A 20,616-nucleotide genomic window follows, 5' to 3' on the forward strand; every position below is an offset into this window, starting at 1 on the left:
CTCGGCATCCCCGATCACGGGCCACCCATCCCACCTCTCGCAGACTTGGTCAGGCAGACCTCACCAGCCTGACCGCCCGCGATTTTGCCCCGGTTACTCAGGCAGTGTTCTAGGTCTTTGATTCTGCCGCATTTTCTGCGACGAACCGGTATCCGCTTCGTCGGAAAATGCTTCAGGGGGAACCGCGCGCGACCCCGGCGCACTGGACCCGATCCGATCTCATGCGTTCCTGCCCTCGATGACGTTCCGCCTCGCCCACCTCACCGATCCGCATGTCGGGCCCCTGTCCCGCCCGCGCCTGCGCCAGCTGATGAGCAAGCGCGCCACCGGCTGGGTCAACTGGAGCCGCGGCCGCAAGCTCACCCACGACATGGAGATCCTGGCCGCTCTGGTCTCCGACCTGCGCGCAGCCGCGCCCGACCACATCGCCTGCACGGGCGATCTCTGCAACATCGGCCTGCCGAGCGAGTGGGACACCGCCCGCACCTTCATGGAGGGCTTAGGCGAGCCCGGCTTCGTCAGCTTCGTGCCCGGCAACCACGACGCCTATGTGCGCGGCTCGCTGAGAGGCCTCCTCGACGCCGTCGGGCCCTGGACCCGGGACGATGCCGGCCGCGACAAGGCGTTTCCCTATCTGCGCCGGCGCGGACCGCTGGCCCTCGTCGGCCTGTCCTCGGCGATCCCGACCGCGCCCTTCGTGGCGAGCGGGCGCCTCGGCTCCGAGCAGATCCGGGCCGCCGAAAAGCTGCTGTCGGATCTCGCCGCCGAGCCCGAGCGGCCGTGCCGCGTGGTGATGATCCACCATCCCCCCCATGTCGGCGGCGCCAAGGCGGGGCGCAACCTAACCGACGCCCACGCCTTCGAGGCGATGATCGGCCGGGTCGGCGCCGACCTCGTGCTGCACGGCCACAACCATGTCGGCTCGGTCGCCTTCCTGATGGCGCCCGGCGGGCGGCGCGTGCCGGTGATCGGCGCGCCCTCGGCCTCCGCCCGCGGCGGCGCGCTCAAGCACTGCGCCGGCTACCACCTCTATGAGATCGAGCGTACCGGCACCGGCTACTCCCTCACCGCTACCTTACGCGGCCTCCTGCCCGAGGGTGGGATGGGCGATCTCGGTACCCTGACCCTCAAGGCCTGAGGTCCAAGGCCTCACCCGCGCCGCAACAATTCAGGCGAGAGGGCGTTCTCCCGCCGATGCGCCCCCGCTCTCCGGGTGGCGCCGGTGTGCGGCAGGGGAGGCGGCGCGGCCGCCCGCGGCGGGGCTTCGCGTCCCGGCCCCGAGGAGCGAGGTCACTCCGATGGCGGACGAAGCAGGCGGCGTGAGGGCGCAGGTCGCGAACGCGCGGGCCGAGGATGTGGGCCGGGGCGTCGCCCGGGTCAGCGCGGCCCTGCTCCAGAGCCTCGGCCTCCAGGAGGGCCAGCCGATCGAGATCATCGGCAAGCGCCACACCACGGCGCTCGCCATCGCGTTGGGCCAGGAGGACGAGGGCCTGAGCATCATCCGCCTCGACGGCCTCCAGCGCGTCAATGCCGGCGTCGGCTCCGGCGACCACGTCGAGATCCGCAAGGCCGAGGTGCGCCCGGCGACCCGGGTGGTGCTGGCCCCGGCCCAGAAGAACCTGCGCCTGCAAGGCTCGGGCGAGGCCCTGCGCCGCACCTTCTACCGCCGGCCGCTGGTCGCCGGCGACGTGATCTCGACCTCGGTGCCCTCGCGCTTCAAGCGCGAGGAGGTGCCGGAGGAACTGCGCCAGATGCTCAGCCTGCCGGCCTACGGCCTGCAGGAGATCCGCCTCGTCGTGGTCTCGACCCAGCCGGCCCGCGGCATCGTCCAGGTCACCGCCGAGACCGAGGTCGAGCTGCGCCCGCTCTACGAAGAGCCGAAGGAGGTGCGGCGCGCCGACGTCACCTACGACGACATCGGGGGCTTGGGCACCACCGTCGACCAGGTGCGGGAGATGGTGGAATTGCCGCTGCGCCATCCCGAACTGTTTCAGCGCCTCGGCATCGATCCCCCGAAGGGCGTGCTGCTCTACGGGCCTCCCGGCACCGGCAAGACGCTGCTCGCCCGCGCCGTGGCGAACGAGACCGAGGCGCAGTTCTTCCACATCGCCGGCCCGGAGATCATGGGTAGCCAGTACGGCGAATCCGAGCAGCGCCTGCGCCAGATCTTCTCCGAGGCGCAGCGCAACGCGCCGGCCATCATCTTCATCGACGAGATCGACTCGATCGCCCCGAAGCGCGAGGAGGTCCGCGGCGAGGTCGAGCGGCGCATCGTGGCCCAGTTGCTCACCCTGATGGACGGCCTCGAGCCGCGCCAGAACATCGTGGTGATCGGCGCCACCAACCGCCGCGACGCCATCGACGAAGCCCTGCGCCGCCCCGGCCGCTTCGATCGCGAGATCATCATCGGCGTGCCCGACGAGCCCGGCCGCCGCGAGGTGCTGACCATCCACACCCGCGGCATGCCGCTCGGGGACAATGTCGACCTCGACGAGATCGCCCGCACAACCTACGGCTTCGTCGGCGCCGACCTCTCGGCGCTCGCCCGCGAGGCGGCGATGGACGCGCTCCGCCGCGTCCTGCCGCAGATCAACCTCAAGGAGGGCATCCCGCACGAGATCCTGGAGCAGCTCCAGGTCTGCCGCGAGGATTTCTTGAACGCCCTCAAGCGCGTCCAGCCCTCGGCGCTCCGCGAGATCATGATCCAGGTCCCGAACGTCACCTGGGACGATGTCGGGGGCCTCGGCGACGTGCAGACCAAGCTGCGCGAAGGCGTCGAGCTGCCCTTGCGCAACCCGGAGGCGTTCCGCCGTATCGGCATCCGCCCGGCCAAGGGTTTTCTGCTGTTCGGACCGCCCGGCACCGGCAAGACCTTGCTCGCCAAGGCGGTGGCCCGGGAGGCGCAGGCGAATTTCGTTGCGACCAAATCCTCCGACCTGCTCTCGAAATGGTACGGCGAATCCGAGCAGCAGGTCTCGCGCCTGTTCGCCCGCGCCCGCCAGGTCGCCCCGACGGTCATCTTCATCGACGAGATTGATTCGCTCGCCCCCGTTCGCGGCGGCGGCCTCGGCGAGCCCGCCGTGACCGAGCGGGTGGTCAACACCATCCTCGCCGAGATGGACGGCCTGGAGGAACTGCAGGGCGTGGTGGTGATGGCCGCGACCAACCGGCCGAACCTCGTCGATCCGGCTCTTCTGCGTCCCGGCCGCTTCGACGAGCTGGTCTACGTGCCGGTGCCGAGCATCGCCGGGCGGCGCCACATCCTGGGCATCCACACCCGCGCGATGCCGCTCGCCGACGACGTCGACCTCGACGGGCTCGCCGAGCGCACGACCCGCTTCACCGGCGCCGACCTCGAGGACCTGACCCGCCGGGCCGGCCTGATGGCGCTCCGCGAGAACCTGGCGAGCGAACGGGTGACGCAAGCGCATTTCGACGCGGCGCTCCGTGAGACCCGCGCCTCGGTGACGCCGGAGATGGAGCAGGATTACGAGACGATGCTGCGCACCCTCAAGCAGGAGGGCCCGCAGCGCCAGCCGATCGGCTTCGTGCCCCTGCGCCAAGCGGCGGAGTAGAGCGGGAGGTGCTCCCCGGCCTGTGGCGGATTAGCATCACGGGCCGGGCGGCGATTGTTTCCGCCCTGTTTTCGCCACAGCCCGGCGGCCAACCCGTTCGATCTGTTTCGAACGGGAGGGGGACCATGACCCGTCTGACCGCGCCGCGGCGCTGCTTGAGGCCGCTTCTGGCGGCGACCGCCCTGCTGAGCCTTGCGGCACCAGCCCACGCCATCAGCCTGCTCGAGCGCGGGCCGATCGCCGACTTCCTCACGGTGTTTCGCCAGCAGGGCGTACCGCGCCAGACCATCGGCTGGAACAGCCCCTACAAGCCCGGCACGGTGGTGATCTCGACCAGCCAGCGCCGGCTCTACTACATCCTGCCGAACCAGGAGGCCGTGCAGTACGGCGTCGGCGTCGGCCGCGAGGGTTTCTCCTGGGCTGGCACCAAGACCGTGACGATGAAGAAGGAGTGGCCCTCCTGGCGCCCGCCGGAGCAGATGATCAAGCGCCGCCCCGACCTGCCGCGCTACATGGCCGGCGGCAACGACAACCCGCTGGGCGCGCGCGCTCTCTATCTCGGCTCCTCGCTCTACCGCATCCACGGCTCGAACGAGCCGGAGACGATCGGGGCGGCCGTGTCCTCGGGCTGCATCCGCATGACCAACCGGGACGTGATCGATCTGTACGATCGCGTGAAGGTGGGGACGAAGGTGGTGGTGCTGCCGTAGGGTTCGTTCTTCCGGGTTGTCCGGATGCGAAGCGGCCATGTCGGCGTTTGTGCCGACATATCGAGCCGCTTCGCGGCACTTCTCATGCTGGATCCCGGATCTCCTTCCGCTTACGCCGCTCTCGTCCGGGAAAGGGCGGTGCGCGAATGGCGAAGGGCGGCTTCGTCTACATGCTGGCGAGCGGGCGCAACGGCACGCTCTATCTCGGATCGACGGTTGATCTGTGCCGGCGCCTTTATGAGCATCAGCAGGCTTATACGCCTGGGTTCACGACGCGCTACGGTGTGCTGAACCTGGTCTGGTACGAGCAGTACGACCTCGTCACTGAAGCTCGCCACTGCGAATACGCGCTCAAGAAATGGCGCCGCGCCTGGAGAATCTCGCTGATCGAGGCAATGAACCCGGAATGGCGTGATTTGTCAGTAGACTTCAACAGCTGAGCTCGTCGCACTTCCACACCGCCCCTTTCCCGGACGACTGAAGCGAAGCGGAAGGAGATCCGGGATCCAGCATAAGAAGTGCCGCGAAGCGGCTCTGTATGCTGCACCGTTGCAGACATAAAGACGCTTCGCGACTTTTTGCGCTGGATCCCGGATCTCCTTCCACTTCGTTTCAGTCGTCCGGGAAAGGGAGAGCCTTATGACGAATGTCCGCCTACAAGCTCGATCTTGTCGTGGAAGGCGGGCCGCCTAAACCGCTACAACCTTCCCCGGATTCATGATGTTGTCCGGATCGATCGCCCGCTTCAGCGTCCGCATCAGGTTCAGCGCTTCCGGCCCGTGCTCCAGCTCCATGAAGCGCATCTTTTTCTGGCCGATGCCGTGCTCGCCGGTGCAGGTGCCCTCCATGGCGATGGCGCGGGCGACCAGACGCTCGATGAAGCCGGTGACCCGGGCGATTTCGTCGGGATCGTCCATCATGACGAGCGGCGAGGTGTGGAAGTTGCCGTCGCCGACATGGCCCGCGATCGGCGCGGTGATCCCGGTCTCGACGATGTCGCGCTTCGTCGCGTCGACGCACTCAGCCAACCGCGAGATCGGCACGCAGACGTCGGTGGCGATGACCCGCGCGCCCGGCCGCATGCCGACCGCCGCCCAGTAGACGTCGTGGCGGGCCTGCCACAGCCGGGTGCGGTCCTCCGGCTTCGTCGCCCACTCGTAGGGACCGCCCTCGAACTCCGCCGCGATCTCGCCGAAGCGCTCGGCCTGCTCGCGCACGCTCGCATCCGTGCCGTGAAATTCGACAAGCAGCAGCGGGGTCTCGGGCAGGGTCAGCTTCGAGTAGGCGTTGCAGGCCGCGACCTGGACCTCGTCGAGGAGCTCGATCCGCGCCACCGGCAGGCCGGACTGGATCGTTACGATGACCGCGTCGCAGGCCGCCTTGATGCTCGGGAACGGGCACACGCCGGCGGAGATCGCCTCCGGGATGCCGGCGAGCTTGAGGGTCAACTCGGTGATGATGCCGAAGGTGCCCTCCGAGCCCACCAGCAGCCGGGTGAGGTCGTAGCCGGCCGAGGTCTTGCGCGCGCGTGGGCTGGTGCGGACGACGTCGCCGTTCGGCATCACGGCGGTGAGCGACAAAACATTGTCCTTCATCGTGCCGTAGCGCACCGCGTTGGTGCCCGAGGCGCGGGTCGCCGCCATGCCGCCCAGCGAGGCGTCGGCGCCCGGATCGATCGGGAAGAACAGGCCCTGGTCGCGCAGGTGCTCGTTCACCGCCTTGCGGGTCACGCCGGGCTGGACCACGCAGTCGAGGTCCTCGGCATGGACCGCCAGCACCTTGTTCATCCCGTTCATGTCGATCGAGATGCCGCCGAACGGCGCGTTGACGTGGCCCTCGAGCGAGGTGCCAGTGCCGAAGGCGACGACCGGCATCTTGTGGGCGGCGCAGACCCGCACCACCGCCTGCACGTCCTCGGTGCTCTCGGCATAGACCACCGCGTCCGGCGGCTGGTTGGCGACCCAGGTCAGGGTGCTGGCATGCTGCTCCCGCACCGCCTGCGAGGTGACGACGCGGTTGCCGAAGAGCGCGGTCAACTCGCGGATGACCGCCTCGACGGTCTCCGGGGACGGGCGCTCGCGGGTCGGAACAGGGCTTGGGGCGTTCATGGCGGATCTCCCGGACGGTGTGGCGACCGGACGGACCGGCCTTTTGCCGGCCACTCTAGCAGCCGTGTCCCGGCCGGCATATCCGGGCGCCCGGTCACGGAGAAGTGCGCTCCGGGGCTGACACCTTGCCCCAAGGTGCAACGCATCCGGGGATGCATCCCTTCCCCAAGCGTGGTACGTCCCAGGGCGCCCTTGTCATCCCGCTTGCGCTCACCGGGAGCCCCACAATGGCTGACGACCGTCCCGCCTCGGTCTTCTTCTTCGCGCCGTTCGTGTCGTCCACGATGGTGATCGAGCCGGGCTGGATCGATTACAACGGCCACCTGAACATGGCCTATTACCATGTCCTATTCGACCGGGCGGTGGACGAGGCGTTCGGCGTGGTCGGCCTCGGGCCCGACTATATGGAAACCGGACGCGGTACGACCTTCGCCGCCGAGGTCCATGTGCGCTATCGCCGCGAACTGGTCCTCGACGACCCGGTGCGGGTGACGCTGCAGCTCATCGCCTTCGATGAGAAGCGGATCCACTTCTATTCCGAGATCCGCCACGCCACCGAAGGCTGGGTCGCCGCCACCTCGGAGAACCTGTCCCTCCACGTCGACCCGGTGACGCGGCGCGTGGCGCCGTTCCCGGAGGACATCCAGGCCAATCTCTCGGTCATGCTCGGCTCGCATGCCCGGCTGCCGCGGCCCGACGATCTCGGTCGGGTGATCGGCATCCCGGACCGCAGCCATCCGCGGCCGGAGGCGATCGCCTTCGCGGCTGCCGGCGCGCGGGTCAGGCACTGAGGCCCGGGCCCGGCGCGTCGGTGCCACAAAACCGGCCATACGGCGCGGCAGCGCCGCCGAACTAGCAGTCCGGCGTCAGCGCCGCGGGACCACGATCGGCGCGGGCGGCGGCGGTGTGGCCTGCTGGCTCCGGATCTGCCCCTGAAGCTGGTTGGTCTCGAACCGGTTCTGCTGCTGGATGCTCCGCGTCTCGGCACCGGACGTGATCGAGCGGTTGATCCCCTCGACGGCCTGCTGGGAGCGGTTGGCGGGAACCTGGTTCTGCGCCAGCGCCGGGAGCGGCGCGGCGGCGAGCGCCAGGATCAGGAGGCTGTGGGCGCGCATCGGAATCCTTGTCATAGCGAGGGCCTGTCCGTGGGAGACGACGCCGGGACCCCTGCAAGGTTCCGGTGCAAGGGTTTCGGCGCTTGGTGAAAGAGGGATGCGCGACCCACCCTCGACGCCGTTCGCGTTTTGGTCCAGTGATGCGGGCATGACTCGCGACATCCCGGACGGGACTGCCCCCATCTCGATCTCCGCCCGCGCCCGCGCCGCGGTGGTGCCGCAGGACGCCTCCTACCTCACGGGGCTCAATCCCGAGCAGCGCCGCGCCGTCGAGGCGACGGAGGGCCCGGTCCTGGTGCTGGCCGGCGCCGGCACCGGCAAGACCCGGGTGCTGACGACCCGCATCGCCCACCTGATCTCGACCGGGCGCGCCCGGCCCTTCGACATCCTGGCGGTGACCTTCACCAACAAGGCCGCCCGGGAGATGAAGGAGCGCATCGGCGCGCTGATCGGCCCGGCCGGGGAGGGGATGCCGTGGCTCGGCACCTTCCACGCCATCGGCACCAAGATCCTGCGCCGCCACGCCGAGCTGGTCGGCCTGCGCTCCGACTTCACCATCCTCGGCACCGACGACCAGCTGCGGCTCCTGAAACAGGTGATCGCCGCGGCCGATCTCGACGAGAAGCGCTGGCCCGCGCGCAGCCTCGCCGGCACGATCGACGGCTGGAAGAATCGCGGCCTGTCGCCTGAGCAGGTGCCGGCGGGCGAGGCCTCGGCCTTCGGCTTCGGCAAGGGGGGCGGGCTCTACGCCGCCTACCAGGAGCGGTTGAAGTCGCTCAACGCGGTCGATTTCGGCGACCTGCTGCTGCTCTGCCTGCGGCTGTGGCGCGAGAATCCGGACGTGCTGACCAACTATCAGCAGCGCTTCCGCTACATCCTGGTCGACGAGTACCAGGACACCAACGTCGCCCAGTACCTCTGGCTGCGCCTCCTCGCCCAGGGCCACCGCAACGTCGCCTGCGTCGGCGACGACGACCAGTCGATCTACGGCTGGCGCGGCGCCGAGGTCGACAACATCCTGCGCTTCGAGCACGACTTCCCGGGTGCCCTGGTGGTGCGGCTGGAGAACAACTACCGCTCGACCGGCCATATCCTGGTCGCCGCCTCGGTGCTGATCGCCCATAACGAGGGCCGGCTGGGCAAGACCCTGCGCACCGACAGCCCGGAGGGCGAGAAGGTCACGGTCACCGGCGCCTGGGATTCGGAAGAAGAAGCGCGCCTCGTCTGCGAGGAGATCGAGAGCCTGCAGGCCAAGGGCCACAAGCTCGCCGAGATCGCCGTGCTGGTGCGCATCTCGGCCCAGATGCGCGAGATCGAGGACCGCTTCGTCCAGCTCGGCCTGCCCTACCGGGTGGTCGGCGGCCCGCGCTTCTACGAGCGGGCCGAGATCCGCGACGCGCTGGCGTATCTCCGCATCGTCGCCAACGGCTCCGACGACCTCGCCTTCGAGCGGATCTTCAACACGCCGAAGCGCGGCCTCGGCGACGCGACGCTCCAGGCCCTGCACGGGCTCGCCCGCCGCGCCAAGGTGCCGCTGCTCCAGGCCGCCCGCATGATGAGCGAGACCGAGGAGCTGAAGCCGAAGCCCCGCTCCACGGTGCGCGCCCTGTGCCAGAGCTTCTCCCGCTGGGCCAAGCTCCTGGAGGACCAGCCGCACACCGAGGTGGCCCAGACGATCCTGGAGGAATCCGGCTACACCGAGATGTGGCAGAAGGAGCGCACCGCCGACGCCGCCGGCCGCCTGGAGAACCTGAAGGAGCTGGTGCGCTCGATGGAGGAGTTCCCGGACCTCGCCGGATTCCTCGAGCACGTCTCCCTGGTGATGGACGCCAACGAGGCCGAGGGCGGCGACCGGGTGAGCCTGATGACGCTCCACGCGGCGAAGGGCCTGGAATTCGACACCGTGTTCCTGCCCGGCTGGGAGAACGGCCTGATGCCGAACCAGCGCGCCCTCGACGAGAGCGGGCGGGCCGGCCTGGAGGAGGAACGGCGCCTCGCCCATGTCGGCCTGACCCGGGCGCGCAAGCGCGCCAAGATCTCCTTCGCGGTCAACCGGCGCATCCACGGCCTGTGGTCGTCGACGGTGCCGAGCCGCTTCATCGACGAATTGCCCGAGGCGAGCGTCGCGGTGCTCGACGCGCCGGCGAGCTTCTCGCAGGGGCCGTCGCGCTTCGACCGGCAGGCCCCGGCCTTCGGCTCGTCCTATTCCACCCCCGGCTGGCAGCGGGCCCAGGCCCAGACCGCCGCTCAGGACCGGTTCGGCGGCGGAGGGCGGAACAATTCGCCCGGCCGGCGCGGGCCGCAGCAGATCGAGGGCACGCTGGTGGCGAAATCCATCACGCCGTCGGCCTTCGAGCCGGGCGCGCGCATCTTCCACACCAAATTCGGACCGGGCTCGGTGGCGGCCGTCGACGGCAACAAGCTCACCGTTGACTTCGACAAGGCCGGCCGGAAGATGGTCCTCGACAGCTTCGTCCAGCCGGGCTGAAGCGGTCCCGCGGGCACCGTCCGCGGACCAACCGGGAGCGGCGATCAGGTGGCGATCTCATCCGGCGACCCCGTCCTCATCGCCCGCCCCGCCGTCGCCCGTACCGCTTCCGCGCCCACCCCCTCCACCTCTGTGTGGTTTTCATCACAATCCGTCGCCCCTTCCGCGTCCCTGCCGGTTTCGCAGGGGCATGGTGCGGCGCGACAATTGCTCGTTCATCATCGGCTGCTTACCTTGTCAGGCGAAGCGGGCGGACTTGTCCACCGCCTGCGTCAACCCCGACCGGAACCGTTGCGGCCCGCGAGGCTTTGAATCGTCACAAGAACACAGGAGATCAGGGACACGAGAGGGCACACCAATATCGGCACCGCAAGTCCAGTGGGAGTGTTGATCCGTGAAGAGACGACGCGCACGACTTGAACTGGTTGACGACCGCCCGATTCGCGTGCACCGCACGCGCTTCGAGGAAGAGCGCAACCCGCCACCGATCCAGCCGATGACGGCCCGTCAGGCCGAGTATCTGGAAGCCCTCGGGTCCCACCCGCAAGTTATCGTCCTCGGTCCCGCTGGCACCGGCAAGACCTACATCGCCGGCACCCGCGCCGCCGACCAGCTGCGCCAGCGTCGCGTCGCCAAGGTGGTGATCACCCGGCCGAACGTGCCCTCCGGCCGCTCCCTCGGCTTCTTCCCCGGCACCCTCGAGGACAAGATCGCCCCCTGGGTCGCCCCCCTCACCGAGACCATGAAGGAGCGCATGGGCGAAGGCGCCTTCGAGATCGCCGTCAAGGCCGGCGACATCGAGGTTGTGCCGTTCGAGGTGATGCGCGGCCGCACCTTCAAGAACTGCCTGGTGATCCTCGACGAGGCCCAGAACACCACCCCCGCCGAGATCAAGATGTTCCTGACCCGGATCGGCGACGACACCCAGGTCATCATCAACGGCGACGTCTCGCAGACCGACCTGCGCGAGACCTCGGGGCTGCGCACGGTCATTCACCTGGTCAAGAGCCGGATGATGCCGATCCCGATCGTCGAGTTCGGCCTGGACGACATCGTGCGCTCGGGGATCTGCGCCGAGTGGGTGCGGGCGTTCGAGGAAGCGCGGGTGTGAGGTTGTGCTGCCTGCCCGGCTGGAGAAGCCGGGCAGGCTTCGAATAGAGAACGGCACAGAGAACGATTTCGAGTATCTGCCTCGAAGCTTGATCAACTGCGTGACCCGCAAAACTGGGCTCTAGGATTCTGAGCGCCTAACCGTCGGCTGCGACATCCCATCCATCCCACTCACGATCTCATCCTGAGGTGCCGGAGCGAAGCGGAGGCCTCGAAGGAGGCCTCCAGTGATCACGGAGGCTTCTGGAGGCCTCCTTCGAGGCTCCCTGCGGTCGCGCCTCAGGATGAGGTCGTGAGTGGGATGGATGGAGTTATGCGGCTGGGCATTCCTCGGCGATTGACGTCCGGGGCCTATTGCCGCAACGGCCGCGCCCGTGGCGGAATCTGCCCCAGCGCCAGCAACCATCGCGCGCCCGAACGCTTCCTAGGGTCGACCGACTCCTTCGCTCCCCCCAGGACGCCTCCATGCCCCACCTCCTCGTCATCGGCGCCAGCCAGGGCATCGGCCTGGAGACGGTCAAGGCGGCTCTCGCCGCGGGGCACCGGGTGCGGGCCTTCGCCCGCTCGGCGAACAAGATCGACCTGTCCGATCCGGATCTCGAACGCTTCCCCGGCGATGCCCTGTCGACGGCCGACGTCACGGCCGCACTCGACGGGGTCGATGCCGTGGTCCAGGCCCTCGGCGTGCCGTTCCGCGACCTGTTCGGGCCGGTGCGGCTGTTCTCGGACGCGACCAACGTGCTCGTGCCGGCGATGGAGAAGGCGCGCGTGCGCCGGCTGGTTGCGGTCACCGGCTTCGGCACCGGCGATAGCCGCGCGGCGATCAGCCCGCTGCAGCGCTTGCCGTTCCGCCTCGTCTTCGGCCGCGCCTACGACGACAAGGACGCCCAAGAGATCCGGATCCGCCAGAGCGGGCTCGACTGGACCCTCGTCCGCCCCGGCGTGCTCACCGGCGGGCCCGCGACCGGGCGCTATCAGGTGCTCGACCGGCCGTCCTCGTGGAAGAACGGGCTGATCGCCCGGGCGGACGTGGCGCAGTTCATCACCCGCGAGATCGCGAGCGGCGACCATGTCGGGCGCGCCGTCGTGCTGATCCACCACCCGCTACCGCTCTGACTTCCATGGACAAGATCCTCTACTACGCCGTCACGCTGATCGAATCGGTCCTCGGGGTGTTCGGGATCCGCGCGTTCTACGACCAGCCCCGCTACGCGGTGGTCGAGCGGCTCGACCACGGCGTCGAGATCCGCGCCTACGAGCCGCGACTCGCGGTCGAGACCGATTCGCGCGGCCAGGGCGACGGCGAGGCGTTCGGGCGCCTGTTTCGCTACATCACCGGGGCGAACCAGGCCGGCGACCGCATCGCCATGACGGCGCCGGTGGAAGCCGGCGGCCAGCGCATCGCCATGACGGTGCCGGTGGAGCAGGGGACGGGCGGCACGATGCGGTTCTTCCTGCCGCACGCCGTCGCGGCCGCCGGCGCACCGCAGCCGACCGAGCCCGGCGTTCGCCTCGTCGAGGTACCGCCGGAGCGGATCGCGGCGCTCCGCTTCTCCGGCCGCATCACGCCGGAGGCCCGCGCCGAGCAGGAGCGCATCCTGACCGAGGTGTTGCGGGCCGCCGGCCGGTCCCCGGCCGCGCCACCGTTCTTCATGGGATACGACCCGCCCTTCGCGCTTCCGTTCCTGCGGCGCAACGAGGTGGCGGTGCGGCTCGGCGGGTAAGGGTCCCGTCCCGCGAGGCGCCGGGCAAGCTCTCCGGGAACCGGCGACAAACGTTGGGGGGACGGACGCCGGCCCCCCGTCGCCGACTACTTCTCGGCCCGGCTCGGACTCTTCAGCTGTCCGTAGACCACGCCCGAGAAGCTGCCGAGCGTCGTCGGCCAATCGAGGCCGGTCTTGTCGTGGTCGGCGACCTGGCAGAAGGTGGCGGTCAGCCCGTTGACGAGATCGGCCGAACTCGCCTGCGGCGCGGCCTGGCGCACGGCCGGCAGCAGGGTCGCGACGCGGGGCAGCATCTGCTCGGCCTTCAGGTCCTTGAGCTGGCCCGCCGCATCCGCGGTCTTCAGCGCCTCGGCGAGCGTCGGGTTCGAGACGGTCTCGCAGGGGGCGTTGCCGGCGAGCATCGTCTGGGTCTCCTTGCGCAACGTCGCCACCTGGCCGGGCTCGGCGGTCGGCGGGGCCTGGTTGCCGAAGGTCTGGCGGACGTAGTTCGTGACGTCGGCGATCTCCGCGTCGGTCATGCCGACGCCGACCGCCGGCATCGCCGCGTACTCGCCCTTGGCGTCGAGGCCGCCGAGGATCACCCGGATCACCGTCTCCGGGCCCTTGGCCAGCACCGCGCCGTTGCCGGCGAGCGCCGGGATCGCGCCCGGCATGCCCTGGCCGTCCGGCCGGTGGCAGGCGACGCAGCGGTTGAGGTAGGTGTCGGCGCCCGGCGCCGCGGAGGCCGACTTGAAGTCGGACTTCACGTCGGGCGTGTAGGTCGGCTTGGGCGCCAGCGTCTTGAGGTAGACCGCGATGGCGCGCACGTCCGCGTCCGTCATCTTGCTCAGGCTCTCCTCGATCACCTGGCGCATCGGCCCGGCGACGACGCCGGCGCGGCCCGGGGCGGCGCCGGTCTTGAGGTAGGTCGTGAGCTGGTCCTCGCTCCACTTGCCGAGGCCCTCCTTGTCGTCGCCCGAGAGGTTCGGCGCGTACCAGCCATCGATCGTGCCGCCCTCGAGGTAGCCGCTCCATTGCGAGGCGCCGACGAGCTTGCTGCCGTTGTGGCAGGCGCCGCAATGGCCCGGGCCCTCGACCAGGTAGGCGCCGCGATTGACCTCTTCGCTCGCCTTCGGGTCGGGCTTGAAGCGCCCCTCGGTGAAGAAGGCGAGGCGCCAGGCGAGCAGCCCCTCGCGGATGCTGAACGGGAAGGCGATGTCGGTGGGTTTGCGCGGCGCGTTCACCGGTTCGAGCGAGAACAGGTAGGCCTTGATCGCCGCCACGTCCTCGTCGGACAGGCGGGTGTACCAGGGGAACGGAAAGGCGGGGTAGAGGTAGCTGCCGCTCTTGGTGATCCCCTGGTGCAGGGCCTTTTTGAAGTCGTCATCGCTCCAGTTGCCGATGCCGGTCTCCTTGTCCGGCGTGATGTTCGGCGTCGCGAGCTTGCCGATGCCGCCCGGAAAATTGATGTAGAGGCCGCCCGCATAGGGCTTGCCGCCCGGCGCGGTGTGGCAGGCGACGCAGTCGCCGGCCGTCGCGAGATAGCGGCCCTTCTCCACGAGGTCGGACGAGGCCGGCTGCGCCAGTGCCGTGCCGGCCGCGAGGGCGAGAGCGCTGGAGCCGAGCAGGGCGGTGAGCGTGCGACGACGGGTGACTTGCTTGCGACGCATGGGGCTTCCTCCGAAGAATTAGCGGGCGGCGGAGCGCAGCCGCAGCCAGAGATCGGCGACATGGGCGGCGCCCGCCCCCGCGAGCGCGGCGGCGAGCCAGTATCCGGACGCACCCGCGAGCACGGCGCGCAGGGCCACCATCAGGCAGGCGCCCGAAGCGAGGTTGATGAGGAGCGCCCCCCGCCCGGGGCCGCCCCGGCGTCGCCACAGGACGATCAGGACGGCCTCCGCGGCGACGATGAGCAGCGCGGCGTCGACGATATGGCCGCTGGCGAGGAGGTCCGGCACGCGTCAATCCTCCTGACCGCATCGATGATGCGCAGTCGATCGGGGAAATCACCGAGCAGACGGGAGAGTCCAGTTCTGCAAACTCGGGACATAGGGTGGCGTTCGCCGAAATCGCCCCACGGTTCACGATGTCGCATCTGCGGCGATCCGGTCTCAAGCGATCGAATTTTTCGCGACCCGAGCAACGGGTCCGGTGCCGGACACACCGGATCTGCACCGAACCCGGCGGATGCTGCGTGAGGTGGATCAGAACGGCCCGTTCAGCCGCACGATCGACCAGTTGAGCATCGCGGCGGTCCCGACCCAGACGAGGTAGGGCACGAGGAGCAGCGCGCCGAGGCCGGTATGGCGCCCCACCACCAGGATTAGCACGGCCACCGACAGCCACAGGGCCGCCACCTCGATCAGCGCCCAGTCCGGCCGCTGCAGGCGGAAGAACACGCCGCTCCAGGCGATGTTGAGGGCGCCGTTCACCGCGAAGGCGGCCAGCAGCCAGACCCGTTCGGGCCCCTCCGGCGCCGCGTTCCAGGCCAGCACGCCGGCGATGGCAGCCAGCGTGAAGATCGTGGTCCAGACCGGGCCGAACGCCCAGTCGGGCGGCTTCCAGGACGGCACCTGCAAGGAGCGGTACCAGGGACCCAGCGTGGTGAGCCAGGCGCCCGCCGCCGCCACCACGATGGCCGAGACAGCCGCCACCACGATCGGGCCCCAGCGCCCGCCGAGAGCGTCGATCACGGCGAGACCCAGCGGAAGAGGTGGGCGAGGTCCTTGAAGAAGATCCGCGCATGTGCTGCGGGCTTCGCCCGCACCAGTTCCTTGTTCATGTAGGCGTCCCAGGTGAGCGACTGCACGTCGGGGTCGCGGCAGATGCTGACGAAGCGCTCGCGCAACGCGTCGTTGCGGTACCAGACGCCCTGCATCAGCCGCAGGATCCAGAACACCCGGCCATGCGCCTTGAGGAAGCGCCGCCGCGCCTGCGCAAGCGCGCGGGCCTTGCCGGTGGCGAGGAAGTCGTGGGCCGCTTCCGCGGCGAGGCGCCCGCCGAACATCGCGTAATAGATGCCCTCGCCCGAGGCCGGGGCGACGAGGCCGGCGGCGTCGCCGGTGAGCAGCACGTCGCGGCCGTTGTCGAAGCGGGAGAGCGGCTTCAATGGCAGCGGTGCGCCCTCGCGCCGGATCGTCTCGCCGAGATCGAGACCGGTGGCGGCACGAAGCCGTCCGACCGCGCCGCGCAGCGAGAACCCCTTGCGGGCGCTGCCGGTGCCGATGCTGAGCGTGTCGCCGTGCGGGAAGATCCAGGCGTAGAAATCCGGCGACAGGACGCCCTGGTAGTAGACGTCGCAGCGCGTCGCCTCGATCGTCTCCGCGCCGGCGGGGGGCGTGCGCACGATCTCGTGGTAGGCGAAGACCTGCCGCATCTTGCCGTGCGCCGGGATCTCCTGGCGCCCGACGGCCGAATTGGCGCCGTCCGCCCCAATGACGAGGCGGGTGCGGATCGTCGCCTCGCCGCCCTCCGCATCCCGGTAATGCACCGTGACCGGGCCGTCACCCGCGCGGGTGAGGCGCAGGTAGGTGCCGGTCACCCGCTCGGCGCCGGCCAAACCTGCGCGCACTCGCAGCCACTCGTCGAACGGCCCCCGGTCGACCATGCCGACGAAGCCCTCGCCGACCGGCATGTCGACTGCGCGGTCCCGCGGCGACACCATGCGGGCGGAACGGATCTTCGCCACCAGCAGGTCGTCGGGGATGGCGAAGTCGCGGATCAGCCGCGGCGGGATCGCACCGCCGCAGGGCTTGATGCGCCCGGCCCGGTCGAGCAGCACGACCCGGCGCCCGAGCCGCGCGAGATCGGTCGCCGCCGTCGCCCCGGCCGGTCCCCCTCCCACCACCACCGCGTCGACGATTTTCTCGTCCATGGCCGTGCCTCCGGGTTGTCCGGGCCGGTTGATGGCGGCCGGGATTGTTCTTAGACCGCGTGCCGCACCGACAGCGTCCCGACCGTCCGCGCACCCCGCTCCGGCCGCCCGATCCGGGTGGCCAGCCAGGCAGCGAGCAGGAACAGCGCGGCCTCCGTGACGAACACCAGCGCGTAGGCCGGCACCACGGTGCCGAAGGCCAGCCGCGCGAGGTCGACGCCCGCCGCGCCGAGGAAGCCGCCGAGTCCGAAGGCGACGCCTTGGGCGGCGCCCCACACCCCCATGCGGGTGCCGTGGCGGCGCTCGCCGTCGGGCGCGCCGCCGCTGCCGGCGAGCGCCATCATCTGGCCGATCGCCGCCACCGCGAAGATGCCGTTGAACAGGCCGAGCCCGACGACGCAGGACCGCAGGGGGACGTCCGGCCCGGCATAGCCGCAGGCCGCGATCGCCGCGAGCGCGGCGGCCGAGCCGAGGCAGCCGGTGACGGTCCACAGGCGCAAGGAGGCGAGCGGCCCGCGCCCGTTGGCGGTGACGAGGGCGACGACGATCATGCCGGCGAGCACCCCGCCATTCTGCAGGCCCGAGAGCTTGGTGGTGGCGCCCGGCGACAGCGCGAAGACGAGGCCGGCGAAGGGTTCGAGGATCAGCTCCTGCGCGCTGTAGGCGAGCATCGCCAGGAAGACGAAGACCGTGAAGCGGCGCGCCTCCGGCTCGGCCCAGACCTCGGCGAGGACGCGCGCAAAGGGCCGCGGCGGCGCGCCTTCGGCAGCGGTGGAGGCGGGGATCCGCGCCGGCTCGACGCCCCAGAGTGCGCCGAGCGCCACCAGGAAGGCGATCAGCGACACGCCGCTCGAGACCGCAACGAGGCGGGGCCCGGAGAACGGATCGAGCAGGTGCCCGGCGGTCGGCGCGGTGACGACGAAGCCGGCGATCATCATGATCCAGACGATCGTCGCGGCAGCCCCCCGGCGATGGGGCGCGACGCCGGTGGAGAGCAGCACGAGCAGCGAGGTGCCCGCCGCCCCGACTCCGATGCCGACGGCGAGGAAGGACGCGACCAGGAGCCCGAAGCCCGCCGCCGGATGGCTCGCGACGAGCGCCGTGCCGAGGGCGGCGCCGGCGCCGCCGAGCGCCAGGAGCGCCATGCCGCCGACGATCCAGGGCGTGCGGCGGCGGCCGAGATCCGAGCCGTAGCCCCAGCGCGGGCGCAGCACCTGCACGGCGTAGTGCAGCGCCACCAGCCCGCCGGGCAGGGCGGCCGGCAGCGCCAGCTCCACCACCATCACGCGGTTGAGGGTCGAGGTGATGAGCACCACGATGGCGCCGAGCGCGGTCTGGACGAGGCCGAGGCGGACGATGGTGCCCCAGCCGAAGGTCGCCGGGCCGCTCATGCGAGGCCCCCCACAAGACTTCCACGCAGGGCGAGCGCCGCGGTGAGCATGCCGAGCACGTAGAGCAGCGTGCCGGTGCCGTTGTACCAGGCGGCCCATCGGTTCGGATCGCCGAGGAAGCGACGCATCAGCAGGCCCTGGCCGGCGAGCAGGGCGGCGACGAGGGCGGCGTGCCAGGGCGCCCCCCAGGCCAGCAGCAGGATCACCACCACCGCCTGCGGCGCCGCCATGACCCAGCAGGCGAGGCGGGCGGCCCGGTCGGCGCCGAGCTGGACCGGAAGCGAGCGGATGCCGGTGCGCCGGTCGCCCTCCATCGACTTGAAGTCGTTGAGGGTCATGATGCCGTGGGCGCCGAGGCTGTAGAGGAGGGCGAGTCCGATGATCCGCCCGTCCGGCAGGGCGCTGCCCATCACGGCGGCGCCGGTGAACCAGGGCAGGCCCTCGTAGCAGAGGCCGCAGGCTGCGTTGCCCCACCAGCCGTCGCGCTTCAGCCGCGCCGGCGGCGCGCTGTAGAGCCAGGCGAGGGTGAGCCCGAAGACCGCGGCGCCGAGCACGAAGGGCCCGAGCAGGGCGGCGACCGCGAGCGACAGGAGCGTCCAGGCAATCGCCACATAGAGGCCCCAGCGGCCGGGGATGCGGCCCGACGGGATCGGCCGGTTCGGCTCGTTGATGGCGTCGACGTGCCGGTCGAACCAGTCGTTCGCCGCCTGGCTGGTGGCGCAGACCAGTGGCCCCGCGAGCAGGATGCCGGCGATCACCACGGGCCAGCGCCCCTGGACCGGGCTTCCCGAGGAGACCACCCCGCAGGCGAAGGCCCACATCGGGGCGAACCAGGTGATCGGCTTGAGCAGTTCCAGAAGCGCCCGGGGCGCCGGAACCGCCGGGGGCGCGATCAGGGGCTTGGTCAGGGGCTCGGTCGTCATGCCGCGAGGGTGGGACGGCCCCGGGCGAGTGTCAAGCGCGCTTTACACTCTCGCGCGCCTCGTCGCGAAGACGTGCGCGCTCACGCGTTGTTCAACCGGTTGCGATCGCCATGCGGGGACCAGCCTGGCTCAAGGCACGGCGCGCGCGGGGAATGATGCGCAATCCAGACTGCACATCATTCCCCGCCATCATCCGCCTCTTCCGTCCCGTCGAGGTCGCCGAGACCGTAGCGGCGCATCTTGGCGTAGAAGCCCTGCCGGCTGAGACCCAGCATCTCGGCCGCCGAGGCACGATTGTCGTGGGTGATGCGCAGGGCCGCCTCGATGCACAGGCGCTCGATCAGGTCGGTGGTCTCGCGCACCAGCGCCTTCATCGAGACGCGGCCGACGAGCTCGGTCATGTGCTCGACCGAGCGCGGCAATTCGCGCCCGCCGGTTGCCACGGCGGCGACGCGGCGGGGCAGGGTGCGCAGGGTGAAGCCGAAGCAGGGCCGGTCGCCGCCCGGGACCGAGACCGCCGCGACCTCGACCTCGTCGAGCGCGCCGAACTCGCCCCGCACCACGGTGGCGAAGTGGCGCACCGAGCCGTGCTCGGCGAGCGTGGTGAACAGGGCGGCGATCTCGGTGCCCTCGCGCCCGAGCCATCGCTCGAGCGATTCGCCCTTGGCCTGATGCTCGGTGGCGAGCTGGGCGAGGTCGAGGAAGGCGGCGTTGGCGCCGATGATGCGCCGGTCGCGGTCGGTGACGACGAAGCCCTCGGGCATCGCCTCGATCACCTCGAGGGCACCCGAGCGCGGTGCTGCCGGGTGCGGGGCCGGGTTGAGGGCGGCGAGGCGCACCAGGATGTTCATCCCGGCCTCCTCGCGAAACAGGGTGGCGGAGACCCGCGCCTCACCGCGCCGCTGGGCGAGGCGGGCGGTGAGGTCCTCGGCCTGGCCGGTGAGGCGCAGGCCCACGAGCAACGCCTGGACCGCGCGGGCGCCCTCGGGCTCGAACAGGTCGATCAGGTCGCGCCCGACGATGCGCTTGACCGCCCGGCCGAGGAGCCGGGCGGCGGCCGGGTTGATCTCGGTGACGCGGCGCGTGCCCGCATCGACGATCAGGATCGGTTCGCCGGCGAGCTGGAACAGCACCCGGTAGCGGGTCTCGGCGCTGCGCAGGCGGGCATAGTCGCGCTCCAGCGCCTGCTGCGATTCGGTCAGGCGCTGCTGCAGGGCCGAGAGCGCCCGGAGGTCCCGGCCGATCACGATGATGCGGTCGTCGTCGGGCAAGCGGAGCGCCGCGTACCGGATCGGCACGTCCACGCCGCCCTGCGCGGAGGGGTGGTTGACCTGGCGCCAGCGCGTGACGGCGTCGGGCGCGGCGTCCTCGATCAGGCTCAGGACCTTCGGCCGGCTCTCCACCGTCACGGTGTCGATCCAGCGCCGGCCGAGCCAGCTCTCTCCCGCCTCCTCGGACAGCCCGTCGGCGCCGAAGGCGGCGTCGCGGATCACGCCTTCGCCGTCCACGACGAGGGACACGTCGCTGGCGGCAGCGACGAGGCTGCCCGTCATCCGGGGATCGAGGCGGGAGACGGCGTCTCGCAGCACCGCGAACGGTTCCTTCGCAGCAGGGCTCAG

18 protein-coding genes are annotated in these 20,616 nt (G+C 70.5%); 9 read left to right on the top strand and 9 right to left on the bottom strand.

The features are described from left to right. Nucleotides 1–238: 238 nt before the first annotated feature. The 4 genes from ABZT49_RS31450 (at nt 239) to ABZT49_RS31465 (ending at nt 4,725) form a co-directional block, all read left to right on the top strand. Entirely contained in the window at nt 239–1,138 is a 900-nt protein-coding gene (locus tag ABZT49_RS31450) for a metallophosphoesterase (RefSeq protein WP_355292176.1), read from the top strand. Between the two features lie 160 nt (nt 1,139–1,298). Further along, nucleotides 1,299–3,575 carry a CDC48 family AAA ATPase gene (locus ABZT49_RS31455; protein WP_355292178.1) on the top strand — a complete coding sequence of 759 codons (2,277 nt, stop codon included), beginning with the start codon at nt 1,299–1,301 and terminating at the stop codon, nt 3,573–3,575. A gap of 125 nt (nt 3,576–3,700) precedes the next feature. Next, on the top strand, nt 3,701–4,285 hold the full coding sequence (locus tag ABZT49_RS31460; RefSeq protein ID WP_355292180.1) for a L,D-transpeptidase: 585 nt from the start codon (nt 3,701–3,703) through the stop codon (nt 4,283–4,285). 146 nt (nt 4,286–4,431) lie between these two features. After that, nucleotides 4,432–4,725 (top strand): GIY-YIG nuclease family protein, encoded by a 294-nt coding sequence (locus tag ABZT49_RS31465; RefSeq protein ID WP_355292182.1) that lies wholly within the window; start codon nt 4,432–4,434, stop codon nt 4,723–4,725. Nucleotides 4,726–4,974: 249 nt separating this feature from the next. Here the strand turns inward: ABZT49_RS31465 and ABZT49_RS31470 are convergent, their stop codons facing one another. Then, nucleotides 4,975–6,393 carry an FAD-linked oxidase C-terminal domain-containing protein gene (locus ABZT49_RS31470; protein WP_355292184.1) on the bottom strand — a complete coding sequence of 473 codons (1,419 nt, stop codon included), beginning with the start codon at nt 6,391–6,393 and terminating at the stop codon, nt 4,975–4,977. A 227-nt stretch (nt 6,394–6,620) separates the two neighbouring features. Between ABZT49_RS31470 and ABZT49_RS31475 the strand changes: the two genes are divergently transcribed. Then, nucleotides 6,621–7,184 carry a thioesterase family protein gene (locus ABZT49_RS31475; RefSeq protein WP_355292186.1) on the top strand — a complete coding sequence of 188 codons (564 nt, stop codon included), beginning with the start codon at nt 6,621–6,623 and terminating at the stop codon, nt 7,182–7,184. Between the two features lie 75 nt (nt 7,185–7,259). Here ABZT49_RS31475 and ABZT49_RS31480 read toward each other — a convergent pair whose 3' ends face one another. Then, a complete protein-coding gene (locus ABZT49_RS31480; RefSeq protein ID WP_355292188.1) occupies nt 7,260–7,508 on the bottom strand; it encodes a hypothetical protein in 249 nt (82 codons plus the stop codon). Between the two features lie 148 nt (nt 7,509–7,656). Between ABZT49_RS31480 and ABZT49_RS31485 the strand changes: the two genes are divergently transcribed. The 4 genes from ABZT49_RS31485 to ABZT49_RS31500 all read left to right on the top strand — a co-directional run bounded on the left by ABZT49_RS31485 (nt 7,657) and on the right by ABZT49_RS31500 (nt 12,830). Then, entirely contained in the window at nt 7,657–9,996 is a 2,340-nt protein-coding gene (locus tag ABZT49_RS31485; protein ID WP_355292190.1) for a UvrD-helicase domain-containing protein, read from the top strand. Nucleotides 9,997–10,390: 394 nt separating this feature from the next. Next, nucleotides 10,391–11,107 carry a PhoH family protein gene (locus ABZT49_RS31490; RefSeq protein WP_093570027.1) on the top strand — a complete coding sequence of 239 codons (717 nt, stop codon included), beginning with the start codon at nt 10,391–10,393 and terminating at the stop codon, nt 11,105–11,107. A 464-nt stretch (nt 11,108–11,571) separates the two neighbouring features. Beyond that, nucleotides 11,572–12,222, top strand: coding sequence for an NAD(P)H-binding protein (locus tag ABZT49_RS31495; RefSeq protein ID WP_355292192.1), 651 nt, complete (start codon nt 11,572–11,574; stop codon nt 12,220–12,222). 5 nt (nt 12,223–12,227) lie between these two features. Next, nucleotides 12,228–12,830 (top strand): heme-binding protein, encoded by a 603-nt coding sequence (locus tag ABZT49_RS31500; RefSeq protein ID WP_355292194.1) that lies wholly within the window; start codon nt 12,228–12,230, stop codon nt 12,828–12,830. 86 nt (nt 12,831–12,916) lie between these two features. Here the strand turns inward: ABZT49_RS31500 and ABZT49_RS31505 are convergent, their stop codons facing one another. The 7 genes from ABZT49_RS31505 to ppsR form a co-directional block, all read right to left on the bottom strand. After that, complete coding sequence (locus ABZT49_RS31505) at nt 12,917–14,479, bottom strand: cytochrome c (RefSeq protein ID WP_355292195.1); 1,563 nt, start codon at nt 14,477–14,479, stop codon at nt 12,917–12,919. An 18-nt stretch (nt 14,480–14,497) separates the two neighbouring features. After that, on the bottom strand, nt 14,498–14,767 hold the full coding sequence (locus ABZT49_RS31510; protein WP_355292197.1) for a hypothetical protein: 270 nt from the start codon (nt 14,765–14,767) through the stop codon (nt 14,498–14,500). Nucleotides 14,768–15,013: 246 nt separating this feature from the next. After that, on the bottom strand, nt 15,014–15,502 hold the full coding sequence (locus ABZT49_RS31515; RefSeq protein WP_355292199.1) for a TspO/MBR family protein: 489 nt from the start codon (nt 15,500–15,502) through the stop codon (nt 15,014–15,016). Next, nucleotides 15,499–16,683, bottom strand: coding sequence for a geranylgeranyl diphosphate reductase (locus tag ABZT49_RS31520; RefSeq protein WP_355292201.1), 1,185 nt, complete (start codon nt 16,681–16,683; stop codon nt 15,499–15,501). The genes ABZT49_RS31515 and ABZT49_RS31520 overlap by 4 nt, the downstream gene beginning before the upstream one ends. A 50-nt stretch (nt 16,684–16,733) precedes the next feature. Next, on the bottom strand, nt 16,734–18,074 hold the full coding sequence (locus ABZT49_RS31525; protein WP_355292203.1) for a BCD family MFS transporter: 1,341 nt from the start codon (nt 18,072–18,074) through the stop codon (nt 16,734–16,736). Further along, entirely contained in the window at nt 18,071–18,997 is a 927-nt protein-coding gene (chlG, locus tag ABZT49_RS31530) for a chlorophyll synthase ChlG (RefSeq protein ID WP_355292205.1), read from the bottom strand. Before chlG ends, ABZT49_RS31525 begins: the two co-directional genes overlap by 4 nt. A 176-nt stretch (nt 18,998–19,173) precedes the next feature. Then, nucleotides 19,174–20,586, bottom strand: a complete 1,413-nt coding sequence (ppsR, locus tag ABZT49_RS31535) for a transcriptional regulator PpsR (protein ID WP_355292207.1) — start codon at nt 20,584–20,586, stop codon at nt 19,174–19,176. Between the last annotated feature and the right edge of the window lie 30 nt (nt 20,587–20,616).

It is taken from the genome of Methylobacterium sp. EM32 (assembly GCF_040593685.1).
In the GTDB taxonomy this organism is placed as follows: Bacteria; Pseudomonadota; Alphaproteobacteria; order Rhizobiales; family Beijerinckiaceae; genus Methylobacterium.

Excerpts from the sequence above, each read along its gene's own strand:
- ABZT49_RS31450 (WP_355292176.1), top strand. The coding sequence starts at position 239 with ATGACGTTCCGCCTCGCCCACCTCACCGATCCGCATGTCGGGCCCCTG.
- ABZT49_RS31455 (WP_355292178.1), top strand. The coding sequence starts at position 1,299 with ATGGCGGACGAAGCAGGCGGCGTGAGGGCGCAGGTCGCGAACGCGCGG.
- ABZT49_RS31460 (WP_355292180.1), top strand. The coding sequence starts at position 3,701 with ATGACCCGTCTGACCGCGCCGCGGCGCTGCTTGAGGCCGCTTCTGGCG.
- ABZT49_RS31465 (WP_355292182.1), top strand. The coding sequence starts at position 4,432 with ATGGCGAAGGGCGGCTTCGTCTACATGCTGGCGAGCGGGCGCAACGGC.
- ABZT49_RS31470 (WP_355292184.1), bottom strand. The coding sequence starts at position 6,393 with ATGAACGCCCCAAGCCCTGTTCCGACCCGCGAGCGCCCGTCCCCGGAG.
- ABZT49_RS31475 (WP_355292186.1), top strand. The coding sequence starts at position 6,621 with ATGGCTGACGACCGTCCCGCCTCGGTCTTCTTCTTCGCGCCGTTCGTG.
- ABZT49_RS31480 (WP_355292188.1), bottom strand. The coding sequence starts at position 7,508 with ATGCGCGCCCACAGCCTCCTGATCCTGGCGCTCGCCGCCGCGCCGCTC.
- ABZT49_RS31485 (WP_355292190.1), top strand. The coding sequence starts at position 7,657 with ATGACTCGCGACATCCCGGACGGGACTGCCCCCATCTCGATCTCCGCC.
- ABZT49_RS31495 (WP_355292192.1), top strand. The coding sequence starts at position 11,572 with ATGCCCCACCTCCTCGTCATCGGCGCCAGCCAGGGCATCGGCCTGGAG.
- ABZT49_RS31500 (WP_355292194.1), top strand. The coding sequence starts at position 12,228 with ATGGACAAGATCCTCTACTACGCCGTCACGCTGATCGAATCGGTCCTC.
- ABZT49_RS31505 (WP_355292195.1), bottom strand. The coding sequence starts at position 14,479 with ATGCGTCGCAAGCAAGTCACCCGTCGTCGCACGCTCACCGCCCTGCTC.
- ABZT49_RS31520 (WP_355292201.1), bottom strand. The coding sequence starts at position 16,683 with ATGGACGAGAAAATCGTCGACGCGGTGGTGGTGGGAGGGGGACCGGCC.
- ABZT49_RS31525 (WP_355292203.1), bottom strand. The coding sequence starts at position 18,074 with ATGAGCGGCCCGGCGACCTTCGGCTGGGGCACCATCGTCCGCCTCGGC.
- chlG (WP_355292205.1), bottom strand. The coding sequence starts at position 18,997 with ATGACGACCGAGCCCCTGACCAAGCCCCTGATCGCGCCCCCGGCGGTT.